The following is a 19,970-nucleotide window of genomic DNA, read 5'->3' on the forward strand; positions in this document are numbered from 1 at the left end:
CGCTGCTTTTTGTACTTAAAATCGTTTTTATCGACGCACACTGATAATAATGATTATCCAGGCCAGATTTTTCCGGCCTGTGAGATTCCGGGCGGGAATTATTTGTACAGATTGGTCAGGTGTAGCATTTGTGGTTCCATATTTCTCGCTGATATCTGAATTTCTTTTAGCTGCTTCCAGCTTTCCAACCCGTTAAATTCCCAAAGATGCAGTAATCCATCCCCCGCAGACAGTGCACAGGCCCAGATGATGAGGGGTTCCACATCGGAAATGATTTCAATATTGTCAGAGGTGAGTAAACGTAATCTTCCTGAAGCGGGATGTAATTGCAATTCACTGTTTTCCAAAGTTTTTACTCTGGTGAGTTTCAGCACGCTTTGTCGGAGCGCTCTCAATTGAATCGCCGCTTCGTTGGGATCTGACTGTGCTTTAATCCAGGCTGTTTCTCCTGATGAAAACTTGTGGGACTGTTGTTCCCTGGTGTGGCGACTGTATGAGCGAACAATCTCCATATCCAGCCCGGCTTTACCCTGTTCTTCGGCCAGTAAAACCCCCACGATATTACCAGCATAGGCAATGCTGAAATCCGGTAGATAAGGATCGCTAAAGCAGGGACGGCCATTGCTGGTTGTCGCCAGAGCAGGAAGCTGAGAGAAACCATAAACCCGCCACATCTGTTCTGCGAGTAATGCGTGCGAGGCCAGATATCTGGTTTGTCTGCGTTCCATCAGTGTTTGAGCAGTATCCAGGATCGCATAAGGTAGCCGATAGACAGGGATATTCGCATCAATGAGGGTCCAGCGCGCAAAATGACTTGCCATCGGCCGCTCCATGAAAACAGGTCAAAAACATTGGGCTATTGTAAGCACGCTTTTACCATTATTACGTGACATGGCCGCATAAAAAATGATTTAGTGGGGGAGATAATACGTTCAGCATGTTGATAAATCCGGGAGGTCAAAGTAAATAATCAGCTAAGGGTTTAGCAGATTATGGTTCGTCACTTTATGGATACCGTCAGGCCATTCCCCGGTGGAAAACATGGGCTGGCTAAAGTGTAGCGGTATTAGGATCCGTTATTTAGGCATTAAGGATGGGAAACATAAGCACCTGGAAGCCTATTTAGAACAGGATATCAGGGATATGGAAAGTTTTCCGAGTTCGGGATATCACAAACAACTACGAACAAGACCCTGTAAATAATTCTGTGTAACTGCCACCACGTCAAAGGTGAACGCTCAGGCGGTCACCGAACTCAATAATAAAGCGGCTCATCGCCAGCCGACAGTTCTGGACCGGCATACTCCATTTTTTCGATGCCGACTGGATTGCCAGGTAAATAACCTTTCGCACTGAGTCATCCGTCGGGAATACCTTGCGTTTCTTAATGGCGGCACGGATCACGCTGTTCAGCGACTCAATGGCATTCGTGGTGTAGATAGCTTTTCGGATGTCAGACGGATAGCCGAAGAACGTATTGAGGTTTTCCCCGTGCGCACGCCAGCTTTTGCTGATTTGTGGATATTTGTCATCCCATTCTTCGGCGAACGCAGCCAGCGCCATCCGTGCGGCCGCTTCTGTTGGTGCCTGATAAACGGTTTTCAGCCCGCCCGTGACCGCTTTGTAGTCCTTCCACGCCACGTATTTCAGGCGGTTACGCACCATGTGGATGATGCACAGCTGGATGTGAGTCTGCGGATAGACGCTGTTTATCGCATCCGGGAAGCCCTTCAGGCCATCCACGCAGGCAATCAGGATGTCCTGAAGGCCGCGATTTTTAAGTTCCGTCAGCACGTTCAGCCAGAACTTTGCACCTTCATTTTCAGCCAGCCACATCCCCGGAAGCTCTTTCCGGCCTTCGGTATTGATGCCCGGTGCCAGGAACACCGCTTTGTTAATCACGCTGCCATTCGGCGACCTGCTCTTTAACGGCATCCGTGACTTTTGATATCAGGGCCGGTGACACATCAGCATCGTACATCTCTTTGAACGTATCGACGATTTCCCGCGTGGTCATGCCTTTGGCATACAAGGATAAAATCTGGCTGTCCATCTGCGTGATACGCGTCTGATTCTTCTTAATCAGCTGAGGTTCAAAGGTATTTTCCCGGTCGCGCGGCGTGTTTAGCCCGATTTCACCGTCGTCGCACAGCAGCGTTTTCGAAGAGTAGCCGTTGCGGGTATTGGTACCGGTTTTAGGGGCATTTTTCTCATGCCCGAGGTGGTCAGTCAGTTCTGCATTGAGTGCCGTTTCAACGGTCAGCTTCGTGAGCATGCGGGAAAACTGATTAAGGCCGGCCTCAGTTTTGAGGCCTTTGGCCAGTTCAGCAGCAAGGGCCTTAAGTTTCTTCTCGTCCATAATTTGCCTGTCTCCATTGTTGGAGTGAACATATCAAAAACAGGCAATTACACAATTTTAATTACAGTCTCACGAACAAAAAATCTTTGAGAATCAGTACATATACCTAAATATGGGGATTTTTAATCCCTGTGCTCATAAGCTCGGCCCATGATATTAACGCTGACGCGATCGTTCTTCCTTAATCTGTCGCTGTCTCTCCGCTAACCGTTTAACATGGCTCACCCACGGCGAGTAAGTCACGCGGAACTTCGTGCTCGCTTTCAGCCAGCGTTGAGCTTCACGGCTCTTGTGGATGATGTCGTTATCAACGATCAGTGTGATTGTTTTTGCACACCGCTAACTGCCTTCAGGTGCTTAAGCAGACTGATAAACAGCACCGAACTTTTGCTATTACCGCCAACGTAGCTGACTTTATCCTTGCAGCAAAAAGATTTGATCCTTTATGCCGTGAAAAGTGACATTACTATATTGGTGCTACACAGGCGGTGCGGTAAAGGGATGTTATAGTAAATCAGGCCACAGTGATCAATAAGGGATGGGATATTCAGGATGAGTAAGCGATCAGAAATTATTGATGGTAGAGATGCAAGCACAGCTAAGTACGGGATAGTTTATACGGAAGTACTTGGCTGGGTGGACTTGGGGCATGCCCAAGGGACGGACATTCGAGAACTTTTAAGATTAATGTCGCAGGGTGAATCATCGAAAAATGAATTTTATGATGTCAGGTATGCACAGGGAATGACGTCACCCTTTGGATTACTGCGATCAGGTAAGGTGATGACTTGGCGCATTCGTAGAGGGCGGCCTTACTGGGAACAGAAAAGCATTGCTCTGGCTATGATGATGACTATGGCTCGCAAGTTCGAGGCATTTCAGGGATTATTTCCTAATAATCTGGTGACGGACAGCGGTTTCAGTGGTGAGGATCTTGTGTCAGATCTGTTGGGTTTTTATCGCGAGGTGTCTGTTCAGAACCCCTTCGGCATGCTCCGTCCTGTGAGTAAAGAAGAAGCCCTAAAACGCTGGGACTACTACGGTAAAATCGGAAGCTGGAAAAATTATACGTTTCAGCCCCTATTGTTCCCTGACCCGGAAAAGTTCCCGCACTCACGTCCCCGTAGAGGGTTTTTACCGCAATTTATGCGAACAGTAGTCCCCTATAACGATTTTTTGTCCGGGAACGTGATTCTGCCGCGCCATGATGAGACGTTTGTGATATTTGGTGCCAGCAATGGCAGGATGGGATTATGAGGAAAGCGATCGTCGCCCTAATAGGTGTGGTTGTCATCGCGGGTATTGCGATGGTTGTCGGCTGGCCGTATATGAGGATGGAGTTTGCCAGCAGCGCATATTATACCGAGCAAGATAAACAGGCGTACGAATATTATACCCCAGAGCTATTAAAAAAAATACCAAGATTATCAAATAATTATGAATTTGAATTTGGAAGAATTACAGGCACTGAAGCTAATGTCTTTACTGTGAAATTTTATGGTACTGTTGAAACCCGGAGTATTAGGAACTACCTACAATCAGAGGGATATAAACTCCAGACTTCTTGTGAAGTTGAAGCAGAGTGCTGGAAAAGTCGAGCGACTAATGATGAAGTCACTGTAGGTAATATTCACTCTCAAAAAGGGGTGTTTGTGCAGATCTATCGGCGTTTATACTCAAACCAATAAGCTGGATGCAGATAAAGATCCCCTTGATGGTTAAGGAACTTCCCATATGGTGAGTGCTGTCGCATGATAATATGTAAAAACACTGTGTTTGCTGTATTTATAATCTAAAACCCATTTTTCAGGCGCACTTATCCAAAACCGGGGTCTGAAGCCATCATTTTTTCACCATCCGATGCAGCCTGTCAGAGAGCATTTTGGTGGTGTGATCGCCTGCCACGGCGCCGGCAAAACGCAGGCGGCCCTTACACAGGATGCACTGGTAAGGGTCGGTGCCCAGGAACACTTTCATCAGCACCGCGAACCCCGGCTTCTGAGGTTTTTCTCGTGGCGTCATCGACAGCGCTTCGTAGACTTTTGGCAGTAACGTGCAGCGTTTACGGTTGGCCAAAAAGCCGTAGTAACGCACCATTTTAAAGTGTCGGGACGGGATATGGCTGACGTAACGCCACAGCATCTCCTCCTGACTCAGTTTCTGACGTTTGTGCTGTTGCGTGTTGTGGTCGTAGTACTGATGCATCACCGAGCTGCCGCGGTAATGGCGTAACTGCGAAGCCGCGACCTGGGCCGTTTAAGATAGCGGCCCAGGTATTTTACTCTGCGCCAAGTGCCGCAGGTCTTTTTGGCGAAGTGGACCTTCCAGTGGTGCTGATATTGCGCCTGCAGGTAGCGCTTCCACTGCTTCTCATCGCGGATATGGCCGAGGTTGGACAGCTTGCCAGAATTTACGCGATCGTAGCTGGCACGCAGCAGGTGGATAACGGCTCCGCCAGATTTCCTCAACGGCCTTCTTTTTGAAGAAGAGGCTGGCGCAGGTCCCGCCCGCGAGCAGGCGCTCAACACAGAGGAGGGTCCACTGGCTGATGCTGTCGCCGTGTTTTTCGAGGTAGCGGTTCCAGTCGTCATCGACGGTGAAGAGGAGTTTAGTGGGGCGGGGTATATACATAAGACCGGGTATAAAGCGCAGCGCCAGTCATGCAAACTCCCGAAGTAGCGGCGCTCACGCCACAGGCGTGCTACGTTCATGGTTAGGAGATTGAATCGCTTCTTTTGATATCGCCTGACCATGAAAAATGACACTGTCTACTCCATTGCTGCTGCTGACCTGTGTGGGTCTTGATATAAAAATGCCATCTTCGCTGTATTTTCAACCTGAAACCCATTTTTGTGGCGTGTTCACCCGCCACGGCTCCGGAAAAATGCAACCGGCCTTTACAGAGGATGCACTGATACGGATCTGTGCCCAGGAAGCCTTTCATCAGTACCGCGAACCCGGGGCGTTTAGGTTTTTCCCGTACCGTCATCTCCAGCGCTTCGTAAACCTTTGGCAGCAGCGTGCCCCGCTTTCGGTTGGCCAGAAAGCCGGAGTAGCGCACCATCTTAAAATGCCGCGCCGGAATGTGGCTGATATAGCGCCCGATCATCTCTTCCTGACTCAGCGTCTGGCGTTTATGTTTTCCCGTGCGGTGATCGAGGTAGTGGTGGACTACCGCGCCTCCGCCGTAGTGTCGCAGACGGGAAGCCGACACCGGCGGGCGCTTCAGGTAGCGGCCGAGGTATTTCACGCTGTGCCAGGCTCCCCGGGTCTTCTTCGCGAAGTGTACCTTCCAGTGTCGGCCATATTGTGCCTTCAGGTAACGCCGCCACTGGCGCTCATCGCGGATGTGGCCCAGACCCGGCACCATGCCGGGCATGATCCGGGCGTAGCTGTCGCGCAGCAGTCGGATAACAGCACCACGCCAGATTTCCTCAACGGCCTTCTTTTTAAAGAAGAGGCTGCGCCAGACGCGGTGCTTAACGTCGAGACCGCCCCGCATGACGGAGACGTGGATATGCGGATGCTGATTGAGCTGGCGACCATAGGAATGCAGGGCGCAGAATATGCCGACCTCAATGCCCTGTGTACGTGCCCACTTCAGCATGGCGCGGGTGGCGCAGCGGAACAGGTCGTTGAGCAGCGGCCTGTTATAGTTAAAGAACGGCCAGAGCAGGTGTGGCATAGTAAAAGTGATGTGTTGCCATTCGCAGTCGGGCAGAATGTGCTGCTGCTCAGCAATCCACTGCCCAGTGGACTTCATGCCGCAGGCGCTGCATGCCTTTGACTTGCAGCTCTGGCAGAAGAAGCGGGAGTGGGTACAGCCCGGCGAGGCACAGCAGTAGCGGCGAACGCCCATTGCGCAGGTTCCACAGGCGAGCATGCGCTCAACACAGAGGCGGTTCCACTGGCTGACGCTGTCACCGTGCTTCCCGAGGTAGTAGTTCCAGCCGTCATAGACGGTGAACAGGAGTTTGGCGGGACGCGGGATATACATGATGCTGAGTATAAAGCGGTGCTCCGGCCATGCAAAGCATCGGAACGGCGAAGCCGTGACGCTCGCCCTGTAAGGGCGCTACGTTCATCCGATTTTATTGATCATTGACTGAGTTTTTTATTTTATAAACTATTACTTCAAAAAATATTCTACCAAAAATTAGGTCGTGACGCAGACTTGCTGATCACGTATGCTTTGCGCTTTGGATGTAACATATGGCTAAAGTTGATGTCGTCTGCCCTCAGTGCAATGAAACTCATGCTGTACGATGTAACGGACATTCAGCATCCGGTGCCCAACGTTACATCTGCAAGCATTGTTCAAAGACCTTTCAGCTCAACTTTAGCTACTCCGGTGCCAAACCAGACACACACCAGACCATTGTTAATATGGCCATGAATGGTTCCGGATGTCGCGATACCGCACGGGTCCTCGGTATCAGCCTCAATACGGTTCTGCGGCACTTAAAAAAATTTCCCCAAAGCAGGTAGCTGAGAATATCGACCCCGAAACGGAGGTTGTTATCTGCTGTGAAGCCGGTGAACAATGGCCTTACGTGCGGTGTAAAAGCAATCCCCGGTGGTTGTTCTATGCTTATGACCGTATCCGCAAACGTGCTCTGGCCCACGTCTTCGGCCCGAGAAATGCCCCGACCCTGCGACGATTGCTGGCTCTGTTAAGCAAATTTAACATTGCCTTTTATATGACAGATGCGTGGCCGGTTTATAAAGTTCTGTTAAGTGCAACAAGCCACGTGGTGAGCAAGAAATATACCCAACGGACAGAACGGCATAATCTTAATCTTCGCACACATATCAAACGACTGACCCGCAGAACAATTTGCTTTTCGAAGTCAGAGGAAATGCACGATAAGATCATCGGTTGGTATCTTACTCTTCATCATTATCAATAAATCTGCGTCACGACCCTTATAAGAGACGGTTTATATTGACTATTTGTCACTTATAAGAGACAATGTATACAGGTTAAGGGAGCGAGGGCGGCAAGATGCCTTACACGGCGAAACGATACCAGACAGAAAACGGTGAGGTTCCATACACCGACTGGATGAAAAAATTAAGACGTAAAGATCAGACCGCTGCGTTAAAAATGGATTCCAGAATTGCCCGCGCTATGGGCGGTAATTTTGGAGATCATAAATTCGAAAGGGATGGTGTCTGGGAATTACGAGTTGATTATGGTCCCGGCTACAGGGTTTATTATTCAATCGAAGATGGTGAAATAATTCTCCTGCTAATTGGCGGGAACAAAAAAACGCAAACAGCCGATTTAGATAAAGCCGTTGGTTATCTGCAAGATTTTAAAAAGAGGTCAAAAAAATGACAGCCACCAAAAATGTGAAGTCGCTGATTAGCAAAAATGATTATCCGGCAGCAGTTGATCACAACGCCGCCATGATTGAAGAACTACGCGCTGATCCTGATTATGCAAACGCTTATCTTGCTAATGCCCTGGAAGAAATTAACGAGTCTGGTGGCTTAGGCGGTTTTCTTGTTGCGTTACGTCAGGTAATAGAGGCGCGAGGGGGGATTTCCGAAGCCGCTAAAAAATCTGGCCTTGCCCGTCAGAGTATCTACCGTGCATTATCCCCGAACGGGAACCCGACCATCACAACACTGGCACAACTTGCAGCAGTGGCCGGGTTACAGTTCACTCTCAGCAAATCCAGCCACTAATTTCTCAAGTTCCCCCCATAAGCGGGGGAATTTTTGTCACTGACCGTTTCAGTTACCCGCCCCGTAATTCGCGGCTTCAGCCGCTCAAACGCGCAGATACAGCGCCCCGCGCCGATGCTACGCACCGTCACGGCGTACCGTTCGCAAGCTCACGCGCTAACTGCGAAAGACTAATTGTGCGTTGTAAGTGCTGTAATGGGCTTTGCAGGGCGGGGAAGGGGGAGTGCTTAAATCTGCCTGGTTAGTTCGCCATAACTGGCGAACGTCCCCGGCGCGATGCAGCTACCAGGCAGAACGTAACCACTGTTCGCGCCTCTTTTCAAAAGCAGTAGTGCAGGTATAATTTAATCATCGAAAGGGAAATGGTTTCTCTTTCTTCCAAAGCCCAAATTGGGCGGGAGTTCCAGATGAGTAAAGAAATCGCTGTAGAAATTTTGAATCAATTAGGTGGAAATAAATTTATTACAATGACTGGAGCCAAAAATTTTGTTTGGCTTGAAAATGGTGGACTCATTTTTAAACTTCCATCGAATTTCGCTTGTAATGGTATTAACCTTGTTAAAATTGAACTGGATCCATCAGATACCTACAATGTGGAATTTTTTAAATCCAGAGGTACATCATTAAAAAGCATTGCATCATATACGATGATTTATTGTGACCAACTTCAGGATATCTTCACCGAAACAACCGGACTATATACATACCTTTGATAAGTGAAGGAGTCGCCCCGAAAGGGGCGATAACAAAATAAATTATAGAGTATAAGGGGAAAAATGGCGAACAACATCATTAATGCAGAGCTGGTATTAGATGTTTTTAAGAAACATGGTGCATATATAACTCTTTGTGAAGTTAACGAAACGGTTAAATATTGCAATGAAAAGGCGGAAACATGCAATGTGGTTTAGATCCTGAAGGATGGGCGCATCGCTTAGCGAAGGAAGAAGCTTATCAACAGGAATGTGAGGCTCAGGAAGGTATTTGTGAAGATGTGCTTTTTGACCAAGGGAACCAGGAACGTACAGCAGAGATTTACCAGGTTCCAGGGTTGGGAGGGAATAAATAAATGTATGACATATTAAAAGTGTTAAATTTATTAATAGCGCCTTGTGCGCTATTGTCATTTTTAAATTTAGGAAATTACTGTCATGACTGACAATGTTGTGAAAGTGAACAAGGGTAACTATTCATATACTATAACGGTAATTAACAATGAACTGTTACAGGTGGTCAAGTACGTAAAAACAAGGAATAAATATACAACAGGTAAAACGAAACGAGAAGTTGTATTTGATGAAAACCTAACCAGAGACCAGGCTTTTGCTCTCGATGGCGAGGTTTTGAAAGCGCGTTTACTGGATTTTCTGAAAGGTATAAATAATGAAGAGTAAACCAACGCCAGAACAGGTTAAAGCCGCTCGCATTGCTGCTGGCCTTTCTTTAAAAGAAGCCGCTGATACTTTTGGTTATCAGTTAAATTCATGGCAAATGAAAGAAAGTGCAGGTAAAGCAAGTCGTTCTTTATCTATTGGAGAATACGAGTATTTACTGCTGTTAGCGAATCAACATCCAGAATATAAGATAGTGAAAAAATAGTTGCCATACCTGCAAATGCAGGTATAATATAATTATTGAAAGGGAAATGGGTTCTCTTCCTTCCAAAGCCAAAATTGGGCGGGAGCTTTTAATGAACGTATTAACTTTTAAAAATGATACTGTCGGTGATGTATTTGCGTCATCCTGGGGCTATGAGCAAACCAATGTTACCTTCTACCAGGTTCTTTCTGTACATGGAAAGAAAACTGTCACTGTTCGTGAAATCCGCGCTAATTCAGAATATACAGATTCAATGGTAGGCTTTAAGACACCTGTTTTAAATGATTTTACAGGTGAGTGTTTTAAGCGCCAGATTAAAGATTGTGGCGATGAGTTAGCGATTAAAATTGAAGATTTTGAAACTGCTTATAAAACAGCACAAGGAAAAAAACACCGCTTTACTTCTTATTATTGAAACTAAATGGAGGGGGATGCCCCTCCATCTATCGGAGAGAACGGAAGAACAATGGAAAGAGAATTTAGCGCAGTGGCTTCCCTGAAACGGAATGTGAAATTCTGGTTTGAATGTTGTGGGTGCAATAACGAGCAGGTTATCAGTAATGTGAAAAACTGGTTTGATTTTGCTTATTGTCCGGCGGAACAGGAGAAGGCTAAAAATGAAATAATATCAGCATTAACCGGGGAGGAAAAAAGGATTTGATTGGAGAGGTATCAGGTTGCTGGAACAGCCTGATACCTATGACACTAAACATATTGAGGACGTTCAAATGTCAATGCAGCAGATAATGGTCGTGACGCAGACTTGCTGATAACGTATGCTTTGCGCTTTGGATGTAACATATGGCTAAAGTTGATGTCGTCTGCCCTCAGTGCAATGAAACTCATGCTGTACGATGTAACGGACATTCAGCATCCGGTGCCCAACGTTACATCTGCAAGCATTGTTCAAAGACCTTTCTGCTCAATTTTAGCTACTCCGGTGCCAAACCAGACACACACCAGACCATTGTTAATATGGCCATGAATGGTTCCGGATGTCGCGATACCGCACGGGTCCTCGGTATCAGCCTCAATACGGTTCTGCGGCACTTAAAAAAATTTCGCCAAAGCAGGTAGCTGAGAATATCGACCCCGAAACGGAGGTTGTTATCTACTGTGAAGACGGTGAACAATGGTCTTACGTGCGGTGTAAAAGCAATCCCCGGTGGTTGTTCTATGCTTATGACCGTATCCGCAAACGTGCTCTGGCCCACGCCTTCGGCCCGAGAAATGCCCCGACCCTGCGACGATTGCTGGTTCTGTTAAGCAAATTTAACATTACCTTTTATATGACAGATGCGTGGCCGGTTTATAAAGTTCTGTTAAGTGCAACAAGCCACGTGGTGAGCAAGAAATATACCCAACGGACAGAACGGCATAATCTTAATCTTCGCACACATATCAAACGACTGACCCGCAGAACAATTTGCTTTTCGAAGTCAGAGGAAATGCACGATAAGATCATCGGTTGGTATCTTACTCTTCATCATTATCAATAAATCTGCGTCACGACCCGTTTCGTCTACAATTTGATCCTCCGCTGGCGCACTGATGCGTACTATGACCGCCAGGAGAAGATCGGCTATCCAGAACATAGCGCCCTTACAGGGCGAGCGTCACGGCTCTGCCGTTCCGAGGGTGTTCATGACCGGCTCACAGCTTTATACTCTGCGGTATGTTAATTTCTCAGGAAATCATTCACATGGCCCGTAGCAAAGCCCCCAGAAAGCGTAAACCCACGCCCTCGTCCCGACGCGCTATACCCGGATATCCTAAGCGTTTTCTGGTGTCCATTCCGCCCCGGAGCGATTATGACGACCCCGACGAGTTTTTTACGACACTCCGCAGGATGCCATTCGTCACTGTGTCCACCTGGGGCCACAGTTTTTCCTCGATACACACTTCGACCCGCCTCTCGTCTGCATCATCCGCGGCTTTGAGCCGCCTGACTCACCCGACGGCGATGTCGTCCTTGAGTCCATGCCAGCCGATGTGTTTATTATCGCCACAGAATCCGGCATGCTGCCGGTGACCTTCGCTCCCTGGGATAAACACACCGACAACTGGGCCGATGACTGTGACGACTGGCACTATAATACCGGTGCCACTGCAGAGCGATAATCCGCCGCATGTATATCCCGCGCCCGGCAAAACTGCTGTTCACCACTGATGACGCCTGGAACCGGTATATGGATAAACACGGGGACACCCTCAGCCCCTGGACCGTACTCTGCGTCGAGCGCATGCTCGCCTGCGGCACTGCTGCCATGGGGGTGAAGCGATACTGCTGCGCCTCCCCGGACTGCACCCACACCCGCTTCTTCTGCCAGACCTGTAAATCAAAAGGCTGCAGCTCCTGCGGACATAAGGCCACGGAGCAGTGGATTACAGAGCAACAGCAAATTCTGCCCGACTGCGACTGGCAGCATATCACCTTCACCATGCCCCATCTGCTGTGGCCCTTTTTCAACAATAACTGGCCTCTGCTCAATGCCCTGTTCCGCGCAGCCACCCGCGCCATGCTCCGCTGGGCCAGAAAACAGGGTGTGGAAGTCGGTATCTTCTGCGCCCTGCACACCTACGGTCGCCAGCTCAACCAGCATCCCCACATTCATCTCTCCGTCACCCGCGGCGGGCTTGATATTAAACACGGCGTATGGCGCGACCTCTTCTTTAAAAAGCATGCCGTGGAGGAAATCTGGCGCGGAGCCGTCATCCGGCTGCTGCGCCACAGCTATGACCTGATTAACCCCGGCAGGCTGCCGGGGCTGGGGCATATCCACGACAAAAAACAGTGGCTGCGCTATCTGCAGGCGCAGTACGGGCGCCGCTGGAAGGTCCACTTCGCGAAGAAGACCCGGGGGGCCTGGCGGAGCGTCAAATATCTGGGCCGGTACCTGAAACGGCCCCCCGTGTCGGCGGCGAAGCTGAGGCACTACAGCGGCGGCGCGGTGGTGCACCACTATTACGACCACCGTACGCAGCAGTACCGGCAGCAGACGCTGACGCAGGAAGATATGATCGGACGTTATATCAGCCATATCCCGGCGAAGCATTTTAAGATGGTGCGTTATTACGGTTTTTTATCAAACCGTAAACGGGGTAGCCTGCTGCCGAAGGTGTATGAAGCCCTGGAGATGGAAGCGCGGAAAAAACCGGAGAAGCCCGGCTTCGCCGCGCTGATGAAAGAATTTCTGCGCACGGATCCGTACAAATGCATTCTGTGCGGCAACCGACTGCGCTTCAGCAGTGCGCAGGCCGGGAGGCACGCGTCGGAGTTGGTGGCAGAAAGACTGCATAACATCGACCGGAAACGATGGCTTCTGGCACAGACTGCGGGATAAGTGCGTCTGAAAAACAGCTTTCAGGTTAAAAACGCGCCGCAAATGCCATTTTATGACCATAACGTTCCCGATGGCACATCATTACTGCATTACAGACACTGCTGCTCATGGTCAGGAAATTTTTAAAACGATGATTCAGTTTCCTAACCATCAAGGCCGACAATCGTCGGCTTTTTTGTATTCTGGTCCCTGTTTTTATACGGACGCTGGTGCGTGGCAGCGATTTAGAAAATCGGGAAAACGTGCATGTCATCATTCATTGCTTGTGTGTGCAGGGTAACGATGAACTCTCAACCTTTTTCGTATTGGAGTGTCATTTTGATGATTGAAGGCGCATAGTCAAAGCGCGAGGAAAGCTGCTTGCCGTCTCTGTAAAAATTATGCTGGATCCGACTTAATATCAGCGTTCACGTATAGGAAATTGAAACCATTTCAGCGCCGGAATGAATTGGTTGAAATTTAATCATTTTTGATTTGTGTGTCCGCGAGGGCGTCGGCGAGCCACTGACTGGTGATGATTTGCGCTCTTTCTGGTTGTTTTTCAGGCTATCAGAGTGCTCGGGGCGGATCTTCCCTGCGTCAGGCCGGGATATACCTCATCAGACTGATATCCCGTGCGTGGATTTTCAGCCCCTGCACATTCAGACCAGCTACCGCACGACGGTAAACCATTCGCCCGCCGCACAGCACGCATTCGAACGGGTCTCGCCGCAGGAACTGCTTACTCAGCTGCGCGTAACATATCTTCACCGCCGGATCCGGTTTATCCATACCCAGCGCGCTGTATACCTGCGGCAGTCTTTCACCGCACACCCGGTTGGACAGAAAACCAAAATAGCGCACCATCCTGAAGTGTTTCTCCGGGATATGCTGCTTCAGACGTCTTACCATTTCATGCTGCGTCAGCCTTTCCGTGGCCTGCTGACCCGTATTGTGGTCGTGATAGCGGAAGTTCAGCGTGGCGCCGCCGGCGTAGTGCGCCAGCCGGGAACCGGCTATCGGGGGCTTTTTCAGATACCGGCCCAGGTATCTTACGGTGTTTTTACTTCCCGCCGTCTTTTTCGACATGTATACGTACCAGCATTGTCCGCCTGCAGTCAGTATCAGCGTCCGCCACTGTGAGTCTGTGGTGATATGCATCAGCTCCACAGGAAGCGCAATGCCTTCTGACCAGGCATCCAGCAGGCGCTGCCGGACATTCCACATCCATCGGGTGCGCATGGCGTCCTTACGGAAGCTGATTTTTCGCCACTTTCCGTGCTCATCAATACCGCCGCAGGTGACGGAGACGTGGACATGGGGATGCCAGTTAAGGCGGCGGCCGTACGTATGAATGGCGCAGAATATACCGATATCCAGCCCGCGTTTTCCTGCCGCATACAGCAGGTTGTCGACGGCCAGGCGGCAGAGGTCGTTGAGCAGCCAGCGGTTGGCTTCAAACAGGGCCCACAGCGTGTCGGGCAGGGTGAAGACCAGATGCTGCCAGTCGCAGTCCGGCAGGCGGTTAAGCTGCGCGGCAATCCACAGGTCTGTGGCCTTTTTACCGCAGGACGGACAGGCACGGCTGTGACAGGCGTTGGTAATGTACCTGACGTGAGGACACTGCGCGTTGTCGCAGGCATACTCTTTCACGCCGCTGATGCGGGTGCCGCAGGCCAGCATTTTTGTGACGGCTTCAACTTCGATATCACGCAGGCCGCCGGTATCCAGAAAGGAAGCCCAGCACTGGTTGGTGGTGAAGAGCTTTTTGAGCGGACGGGGGCTGAAATCAGAAACCACGGGACAGATTAATTTCCGGCTTCCTGTAGTCGGGTGAGTGCTGCTGCATCGTGACGATGCTCAAGTATGGCGCTGGCGACCATTGCCGGAGGTGGAGCCATGGGCTTCATCAGCTTAATCCAGTCCCATTCACGCTGGGAAAGCTTATCAGCGGCAACGGAGAGCAGGACGGTGTCGATACTTTTACGTGTCATCATGGTGGTGGTCTCTGAGCAAAATATGTAGCCAGATCATACATATTCGAACCAGTGAATGGCAACTCCGGGTCAGGCTGACGGCACGGTTTTCAATTTGCGGCCGTCAGCCTGCCCTGTTCTGGGCGGCACAGGTGTCTCCTGGGGTATTCACGTATGGGCCGCAGATACCCAGACGGAAGCCAGTCGTCAGGGGTGGATTAAAACCCTGTCGGAGATGCAGTCTCTCCACCCGGATCGGGTGATTTGTAGTGGTCAACTAATTTTGTCCACACGACCTGACTGTTCGTGGAACAGCCGCTCTGATTCATTTGGCGTTAAGCCGCCGTTATTCCAGTGAGGCCTGAGAGCACTGTAGTACCCCGTGATATATCGGATTATCGATAACCGTGCTTCCCCTAAGCTTTCGTAGCCCGTCGTTGGTACCCATTCACTCTTCAGACTACGGAAGAACCGCTCCATCGGACTGTTATCCCGGCAGTTTCCCCGGCGACTCATGCTCTGTGTGCTCCGTTAGCGCCACAGCATCTGCCGGTACTGACGACTGGTATAATGACTCCCCTGAACACTGTGGAACATCACGCCTGATGGCCGCCCCCGTAGCTCCCATGCCATCTGAAGTGCTTTTATAGTGAGGTCTGAGCCTAATGCCGATCATTTAAGGATCGGTTGACCGATCCGGTTTATGCGGTAAAAAGGGTTCTATGTTCATCATGGAACCCTTTTTAAATGGAACTTTCCCAGGCCCTCGGCATCATCAATGCCGCCACTCCTGAGCGCGCCCGTAGTCTCGCCGACCTTATTCCTCCCGAGCTTATTCAGCAGGCGCTCACCCTGACCGATACCGTTACTTTGCGTAAACGTAAACTTTCCCTCGAATCCATGATTTGGCTTGTCGTTGGGATGTCCATTTTTTGCGATCGTCCGATGACCGAAATCGTCAATCTGATGGATATTACTGACCGGACCGGAGCTCCTTTTACCGCACGCAGCGCTGTCATTCAGCGCCGTAAGACTCTGGGTGAAAATGCAGTGCGGGAGCTTTTTGATATCACACAGCAGCACTGGAATCAGCAGGCTGCACATCCAAAATGGCACGGTCTGAATCTGTTTGCTGTCGACGGCGTGGTCTGGCGTACCGCCGATACGCCGGAAAACAGAGCCGTCTTCAGTAAACACAGCAGCCAGTACGGCGAAGGCGGCTATCCTCAGGTGCGAATGGTTTGTCTGATGGAGCTGAGCAGCCATCTGATCGCCGCCAGTGCATTCGACAGTGAAAAAGTCAGTGAAATGCGGCTGGCTGAGCACCTGACGGAGAAAACCCCGAATAACAGTATCACCCTGTTCGATAAGGGATTTTATTCGATGGGTCTGCTTCATCACTGGCAGACAGCAGGAGAACACCGTCACTGGTTGTTGCCGTTGAAAAAACACGTACAGTATCAGGTGGTTCGCCGTTTGGGGCGTGGAGATGAACTGATATGCCTGAAAACCAGTCCACGAGCCAGGAAGCAATGGCCAGGGGTCCCGGAAGAAATGGTGGCAAGACTGCTGACCCGCAGGGTAGACGGTAAAGAGAGGCAGGTGCTGACGTCACTGACAGACCCGAATCGCTATCCGGGTAAAGATATCAGCGAGCTATATCGCCACCGCTGGGAAACAGAACTGGGCTACCGGGAAGCAAAGCAGGGTATGCTGGACAGCCGGTGGACATTACGCAGTCGCCTGCCGGAGCTGGTGAGACAGGAGCTATGGGGGGTACTGCTGGCTTATAACCTGGTGCGATATCAGATGGTGCAGATGGCGTTCCATCTGAAAGGAGATTACCTGCCTTACCAGCTGAGCTTCAGTGGAGCGATAAGCGAAATAATCCGGATGCTGATAACCCTGCCCTGGGCTTCGCCGGGAAAAATGCCGGGAGAACTGAGAACCCTGTATGAACAGGCGAAATGGCTTGTGTTACCGGGTAGAAGAGAGCGAAGTTACCCGAGAGAGTTGAGGGTAAAGAGCAGGAAATATCCGGATAAAAAGGTTGCTGGTCACCTTAAGTGACCAGCATTAAGGTCTGAGCCTGGTGAGTACGACAGCGCCCAGCCCACCGGTTTACGGGCAAACAGAGCCAGCACCACGGCCAGATAAGCCCACCGTTTGCCCGTCCAGATGTAGGCCACATCGCCGCACCAGACCTGATTTGGTTCAGTCACGGCAAACTGACGTTGCAGGTTGTTCAGGATCTCAACATGTTCTTTTGATGTCTTTTTATAGCGGTGTCCGGGCTGCTGGCAACTGATAATATTCAGTTCTTTCATCAGTTTTCCTGCGCGCCAGCGGCTAAGACGCGTACCTTTCGCCGTGACCATGGCAGCGATATTACGTGCACCCGCAGAGCCATTGCTGGCGTGGTGAACTTCCCGGACAAGACTCAGTAATGCCACACGTGAGGCATCGGGAGTTTTCGGCTTACGCCAGTATTTATAACTGCTGCGATGAACCCCGAACACGTTGCATAAAATGGCAACAGGAAACCGCTTCCTGAGTTTCTCAACTAACGAGAATTTTTCAGGGAGTCTGACATCAAGAGAGCGGTAGCCTTTTTTAAGATATCGTTTTCCATTGCAATGCGTTGTATCTGTTTTTTTAGCTCACGCATCTCGAGTTGTTCCGGTGTCATGGGCATTGCATCAGGCGATTTCCCTGCCCGTTCGTCCTTGAGCTGGCGAACCCATTTATCCATCGTGGAAACACCGACGTTCATAGCTCTGGCAGCATTGGCAACAGAATAATTTTGGTCGAGTACGAGCTGTGCAGCTTCAGGACGGTACTCAGGGCTGAAAGTTCTTCTGGTTCGTCCGGTCATAATGTCACCTGTTCTGACTGTGAGGTGATGATATCACCTCTTTTCAGGTGGACAGGTTTAGTGTGCCACTACATAAAGACCATTACCGTCACGGAAGATACGGTTAACAGCTACATGGACAAAATATCAAAATCCGCAGATAAGGCAGGGGCTGAATATTTTGTCATCAAAGGATTTAACACGGTAGGTAACGGCAGCCAGTCCTCCCCTGCAAACGTTAACTTGGAAAAATCTGACTCATTTGCTCCCTCTTTCTTTTCCTGAAGAAGACATGCTCATGTTAAGTAACTTCCCCTTCGCAGGGAAAAATTTCACCAGATATGTGATGCACTGACTGAAAATGTAGAATCTGAGCATATCTAAACATGAGTTCCCTTTCGACAGGTCGTCAGATCAAAAAAAATCGTAATAACAGTCAGTTACTCTTTAGGCGTGCGTTTTCGTTCCGTTGGCCCTAAAGCCCCTGTTACTGCTCAGTGTGTCCGCTGGTATCTGGCGTATTCCCTCAGTCTGCGCAATCTGGAAGAACTCATGGTTGAGCGTGTCCTTGCTGTTGACTATGCCACCCTGCACTGGTGAGTTATTCGCATGGTGCCGTTGCTGGATAAGGTATTCCGCCGGAATAAACACCGTTCCTGCGGGCGCTGGCGAATGGACGAAACATACATCAGAGTGGAGGGACAGGTAGAAATACCTGTAACGGGCTGTGGACTCTCGACTGGCAAACCATCGACTTCCTGCTGACAGCGACGCGTCAGCCGCTCTGTGTTTCTTCCGCAAGGCTATCCGCCTGCATGGTGAGCCTGAAGTGGTGACCATTGATAAAAGCGGTGCAAACACCGCCGCGCTTGCAGAGTTGAACGCTGGTAGGGAGAAAGATGACTGCATTAAGAGCAGACAGAGTAAATATCTGAATAACCTCGTTGAGCAGGGCCACCGTAATATCAAGCGGAGGATAAAACTGATGACAGGATTTAAATCCTCCCGTCGGGCACAGGCTATTCTTGCTGGCATCGAAATCATGCACATGTTGCGCAAGGGACAGCTACAGCATCCGCATGGGGACGGTTTGTCCCCGGCAGAACAGTTTTATCTTCTGGTTGCATAAAAAATCACCAGGTTGACTTTTAGCCAGTCTGTCGTTGTTAATACGACAGAGCCTTAAAAAAGAAGTGATTCAATCTCCTAACCATGAACAAATCAGTGGTTCGGTGGCCGCCAGCGAACGGCTTACAGGATAATATCACGCTGAAAATGCCGGCCTTTGAATGGGTTCATGTGCTGCTCCGTCAGCATTAAGGTGGCGATAAGTTTATCACCTACAGGTTTTTGCAACAGATCACGGATATTTACATTTTGTAAACAAAATAATCACACCATGGTTATCTTTCGTAGTGTAGATTAATGCCAGTTTTTAATCCGGCGGAGCTTATTAATTATGCCCTTTATGGTAATTTATCTTTCTTCACTGTTTATTTTATGTTCGGTATCTTCCTGCTACAGTGGCAATGGTCGCAGAGGATAAAAATCTTACTATTGCAGCTGCAAAGAAAATTAGCACACGCCCACATTAAACTAAATGTGTTCAACAACACTCAATATGAGTCACGACCGATTTATACGGTATATGGTACGTTTTACATGGCTAATACTTTTTGACAGAAAAAAAAATTTTTTTATTTCGCTGGCTTCTTTTTTGATTGTTTTAACATGCATCGGCGTATCAATTTTACGGACAACTTCCAATAATTTTTCAGTCTTAACCGGGCATGAGAAGCGTTGGCCGATGGTACAGGATGTCAATCACATTACGCAGATGCATCTGTTTGGCATCAAAGCGACACCGACAATCAAACCCAGTGGTAACGACAAGCAAGTAGCTTGCCGCATCGCTGAACCCGATACATTCTATTTCACTGTACCGAGAGCAGAGAGCGTTGCCAGCGTGCGCGCGCTGGTAATCAGTACACAGGTACGTTTTTCAGTTGCCATCATAGATATTTCTGGGCATCAGCAGTTATTTAGCCAGGGTGACACTTTTAACAGCAGTGGTGAGAAAATTGCCAGGATCCTCTCCGATCGGGTGATAATCAGAAAAGATGGTCACTGCACTGCGTTAATTTTTGTCGAGTAAATTTAATACA

The 19,970-nt window shown here is 49.5% G+C and carries 20 protein-coding genes and 8 pseudogenes; 19 read left to right on the plus strand and 9 right to left on the minus strand.

Features of this window, described 5'->3' with window-relative positions; all coding sequences use genetic code 11:
• Positions 1-98: 98 nt before the first annotated feature.
• The 3 genes and pseudogenes from LU633_RS25150 to LU633_RS25160 form a co-directional block, all read right to left on the minus strand.
• Positions 99-821, minus strand: coding sequence for a holo-ACP synthase (locus tag LU633_RS25150; RefSeq protein ID WP_016192375.1), 723 nt, complete (start codon positions 819-821; stop codon positions 99-101).
• Between the two features lie 403 nt (positions 822-1,224).
• Positions 1,225-2,359, minus strand: a pseudogene (locus LU633_RS25155) (IS256 family transposase).
• Positions 2,360-2,563: 204 nt separating this feature from the next.
• A pseudogene (locus LU633_RS25160) lies at positions 2,564-2,775 on the minus strand (IS630 family transposase); the annotation flags it as partial.
• A gap of 136 nt (positions 2,776-2,911) precedes the next feature.
• On the opposite strand from LU633_RS25160, the gene LU633_RS25165 reads away from it, so the two are divergent.
• Entirely contained in the window at positions 2,912-3,616 is a 705-nt protein-coding gene (locus LU633_RS25165) for a hypothetical protein (RefSeq protein WP_016192377.1), read from the plus strand.
• Positions 3,613-4,047 (plus strand): hypothetical protein, encoded by a 435-nt coding sequence (locus LU633_RS25170; RefSeq protein WP_016192378.1) that lies wholly within the window; start codon positions 3,613-3,615, stop codon positions 4,045-4,047. Before LU633_RS25165 ends, LU633_RS25170 begins: the two co-directional genes overlap by 4 nt.
• Before the next feature lie 154 nt (positions 4,048-4,201).
• On the opposite strand, the pseudogene LU633_RS26555 reads toward LU633_RS25170, so the two are convergent.
• Positions 4,202-4,864 (minus strand): annotated as a pseudogene (locus LU633_RS26555) (IS91 family transposase); the annotation flags it as partial.
• 340 nt (positions 4,865-5,204) lie between these two features.
• Positions 5,205-6,356, minus strand: a pseudogene (locus LU633_RS25180) (IS91 family transposase); the annotation flags it as partial.
• Between the two features lie 215 nt (positions 6,357-6,571).
• Between LU633_RS25180 and LU633_RS25185 the strand changes: the two are divergent.
• The 12 genes from LU633_RS25185 to LU633_RS25240 all read left to right on the plus strand — a co-directional run bounded on the left by LU633_RS25185 (position 6,572) and on the right by LU633_RS25240 (position 12,996).
• Positions 6,572-7,269 (plus strand): IS1 family transposase gene (locus LU633_RS25185; RefSeq protein WP_233481963.1). Its coding sequence is split into 2 segments (ribosomal slippage): positions 6,572-6,833 and positions 6,833-7,269, totalling 699 coding nucleotides; the frame shifts between segments, so codons are not numbered across the junction.
• A 95-nt stretch (positions 7,270-7,364) separates the two neighbouring features.
• Positions 7,365-7,700, plus strand: coding sequence for a type II toxin-antitoxin system RelE/ParE family toxin (locus LU633_RS25190; protein WP_046372108.1), 336 nt, complete (start codon positions 7,365-7,367; stop codon positions 7,698-7,700).
• Complete coding sequence (locus LU633_RS25195) at positions 7,697-8,053, plus strand: helix-turn-helix domain-containing transcriptional regulator (RefSeq protein ID WP_006122339.1); 357 nt, start codon at positions 7,697-7,699, stop codon at positions 8,051-8,053. Before LU633_RS25190 ends, LU633_RS25195 begins: the two co-directional genes overlap by 4 nt.
• Before the next feature lie 407 nt (positions 8,054-8,460).
• Complete coding sequence (locus tag LU633_RS25200; protein ID WP_040465786.1) at positions 8,461-8,766, plus strand: hypothetical protein; 306 nt, start codon at positions 8,461-8,463, stop codon at positions 8,764-8,766.
• Between the two features lie 182 nt (positions 8,767-8,948).
• Entirely contained in the window at positions 8,949-9,122 is a 174-nt protein-coding gene (locus LU633_RS25205; protein ID WP_016192381.1) for a hypothetical protein, read from the plus strand.
• A gap of 82 nt (positions 9,123-9,204) precedes the next feature.
• Complete coding sequence (locus LU633_RS25210; RefSeq protein ID WP_016192382.1) at positions 9,205-9,447, plus strand: hypothetical protein; 243 nt, start codon at positions 9,205-9,207, stop codon at positions 9,445-9,447.
• Complete coding sequence (locus tag LU633_RS25215; protein WP_016192383.1) at positions 9,437-9,652, plus strand: helix-turn-helix domain-containing protein; 216 nt, start codon at positions 9,437-9,439, stop codon at positions 9,650-9,652. Before LU633_RS25210 ends, LU633_RS25215 begins: the two co-directional genes overlap by 11 nt.
• 91 nt (positions 9,653-9,743) lie before the next feature.
• Positions 9,744-10,067: a hypothetical protein gene (locus tag LU633_RS25220; protein WP_016192384.1), complete on the plus strand. Its 324-nt coding sequence runs from the start codon at positions 9,744-9,746 to the stop codon at positions 10,065-10,067.
• Positions 10,068-10,073: 6 nt separating this feature from the next.
• The gene (locus LU633_RS25225) at positions 10,074-10,313 is read left to right on the plus strand and encodes a hypothetical protein (protein ID WP_233481964.1); all 240 of its coding nucleotides are present in this window, start codon (positions 10,074-10,076) and stop codon (positions 10,311-10,313) included.
• Positions 10,314-10,453: 140 nt separating this feature from the next.
• Positions 10,454-11,151, plus strand: a protein-coding gene (locus LU633_RS25230; RefSeq protein WP_232426908.1) for an IS1 family transposase whose coding sequence is annotated in 2 segments (ribosomal slippage) — positions 10,454-10,715 and positions 10,715-11,151 — 699 coding nt in all. Because the reading frame shifts where the segments join, the coding sequence is not laid out codon by codon here.
• 481 nt (positions 11,152-11,632) lie between these two features.
• Entirely contained in the window at positions 11,633-11,773 is a 141-nt protein-coding gene (locus LU633_RS25235) for a hypothetical protein (RefSeq protein WP_161796965.1), read from the plus strand.
• Positions 11,774-11,781: 8 nt separating this feature from the next.
• Positions 11,782-12,996 (plus strand): IS91 family transposase, encoded by a 1,215-nt coding sequence (locus LU633_RS25240; RefSeq protein ID WP_046371879.1) that lies wholly within the window; start codon positions 11,782-11,784, stop codon positions 12,994-12,996.
• Between the two features lie 579 nt (positions 12,997-13,575).
• Here the strand turns inward: LU633_RS25240 and LU633_RS25245 are convergent.
• Together LU633_RS25245 and LU633_RS25250 are read right to left on the minus strand one after the other, a co-directional pair.
• Complete coding sequence (locus LU633_RS25245) at positions 13,576-14,775, minus strand: IS91 family transposase (RefSeq protein WP_046372110.1); 1,200 nt, start codon at positions 14,773-14,775, stop codon at positions 13,576-13,578.
• An 8-nt stretch (positions 14,776-14,783) separates the two neighbouring features.
• Entirely contained in the window at positions 14,784-14,972 is a 189-nt protein-coding gene (locus LU633_RS25250) for a hypothetical protein (protein WP_020322936.1), read from the minus strand.
• Positions 14,973-15,072: 100 nt separating this feature from the next.
• Between LU633_RS25250 and LU633_RS25255 the strand changes: the two are divergent.
• Positions 15,073-15,216: pseudogene (locus LU633_RS25255) on the plus strand (MBL fold metallo-hydrolase); the annotation flags it as partial.
• An 8-nt stretch (positions 15,217-15,224) separates the two neighbouring features.
• On the opposite strand, the pseudogene LU633_RS25260 reads toward LU633_RS25255, so the two are convergent.
• Positions 15,225-15,611, minus strand: a pseudogene (locus LU633_RS25260) (integrase core domain-containing protein); the annotation flags it as partial.
• A gap of 87 nt (positions 15,612-15,698) precedes the next feature.
• Between LU633_RS25260 and LU633_RS25265 the strand changes: the two are divergent.
• Positions 15,699-17,021: an IS4 family transposase gene (locus LU633_RS25265; RefSeq protein ID WP_046371900.1), complete on the plus strand. Its 1,323-nt coding sequence runs from the start codon at positions 15,699-15,701 to the stop codon at positions 17,019-17,021.
• Between the two features lie 8 nt (positions 17,022-17,029).
• On the opposite strand, the pseudogene LU633_RS25270 reads toward LU633_RS25265, so the two are convergent.
• A pseudogene (locus tag LU633_RS25270) lies at positions 17,030-17,826 on the minus strand (IS3 family transposase); the annotation flags it as partial.
• Positions 17,827-17,886: 60 nt separating this feature from the next.
• On the opposite strand from LU633_RS25270, the gene LU633_RS25275 reads away from it, so the two are divergent.
• The 3 genes and pseudogenes from LU633_RS25275 to LU633_RS25285 all read left to right on the plus strand — a co-directional run bounded on the left by LU633_RS25275 (position 17,887) and on the right by LU633_RS25285 (position 19,960).
• Complete coding sequence (locus tag LU633_RS25275) at positions 17,887-18,090, plus strand: YdgH/BhsA/McbA family protein (RefSeq protein WP_052734718.1); 204 nt, start codon at positions 17,887-17,889, stop codon at positions 18,088-18,090.
• 168 nt (positions 18,091-18,258) lie between these two features.
• Positions 18,259-18,934 (plus strand): annotated as a pseudogene (locus LU633_RS25280) (IS6 family transposase).
• 519 nt (positions 18,935-19,453) lie between these two features.
• Positions 19,454-19,960 carry a type II secretion system protein N gene (locus tag LU633_RS25285; protein WP_233479593.1) on the plus strand — a complete coding sequence of 169 codons (507 nt, stop codon included), beginning with the start codon at positions 19,454-19,456 and terminating at the stop codon, positions 19,958-19,960.
• Positions 19,961-19,970: the final 10 nt, after the last annotated feature.

Origin of the sequence: Erwinia tracheiphila, assembly GCF_021365465.1 — a bacterium.
Lineage (GTDB): Bacteria > Pseudomonadota > Gammaproteobacteria > Enterobacterales > Enterobacteriaceae > Erwinia > Erwinia tracheiphila.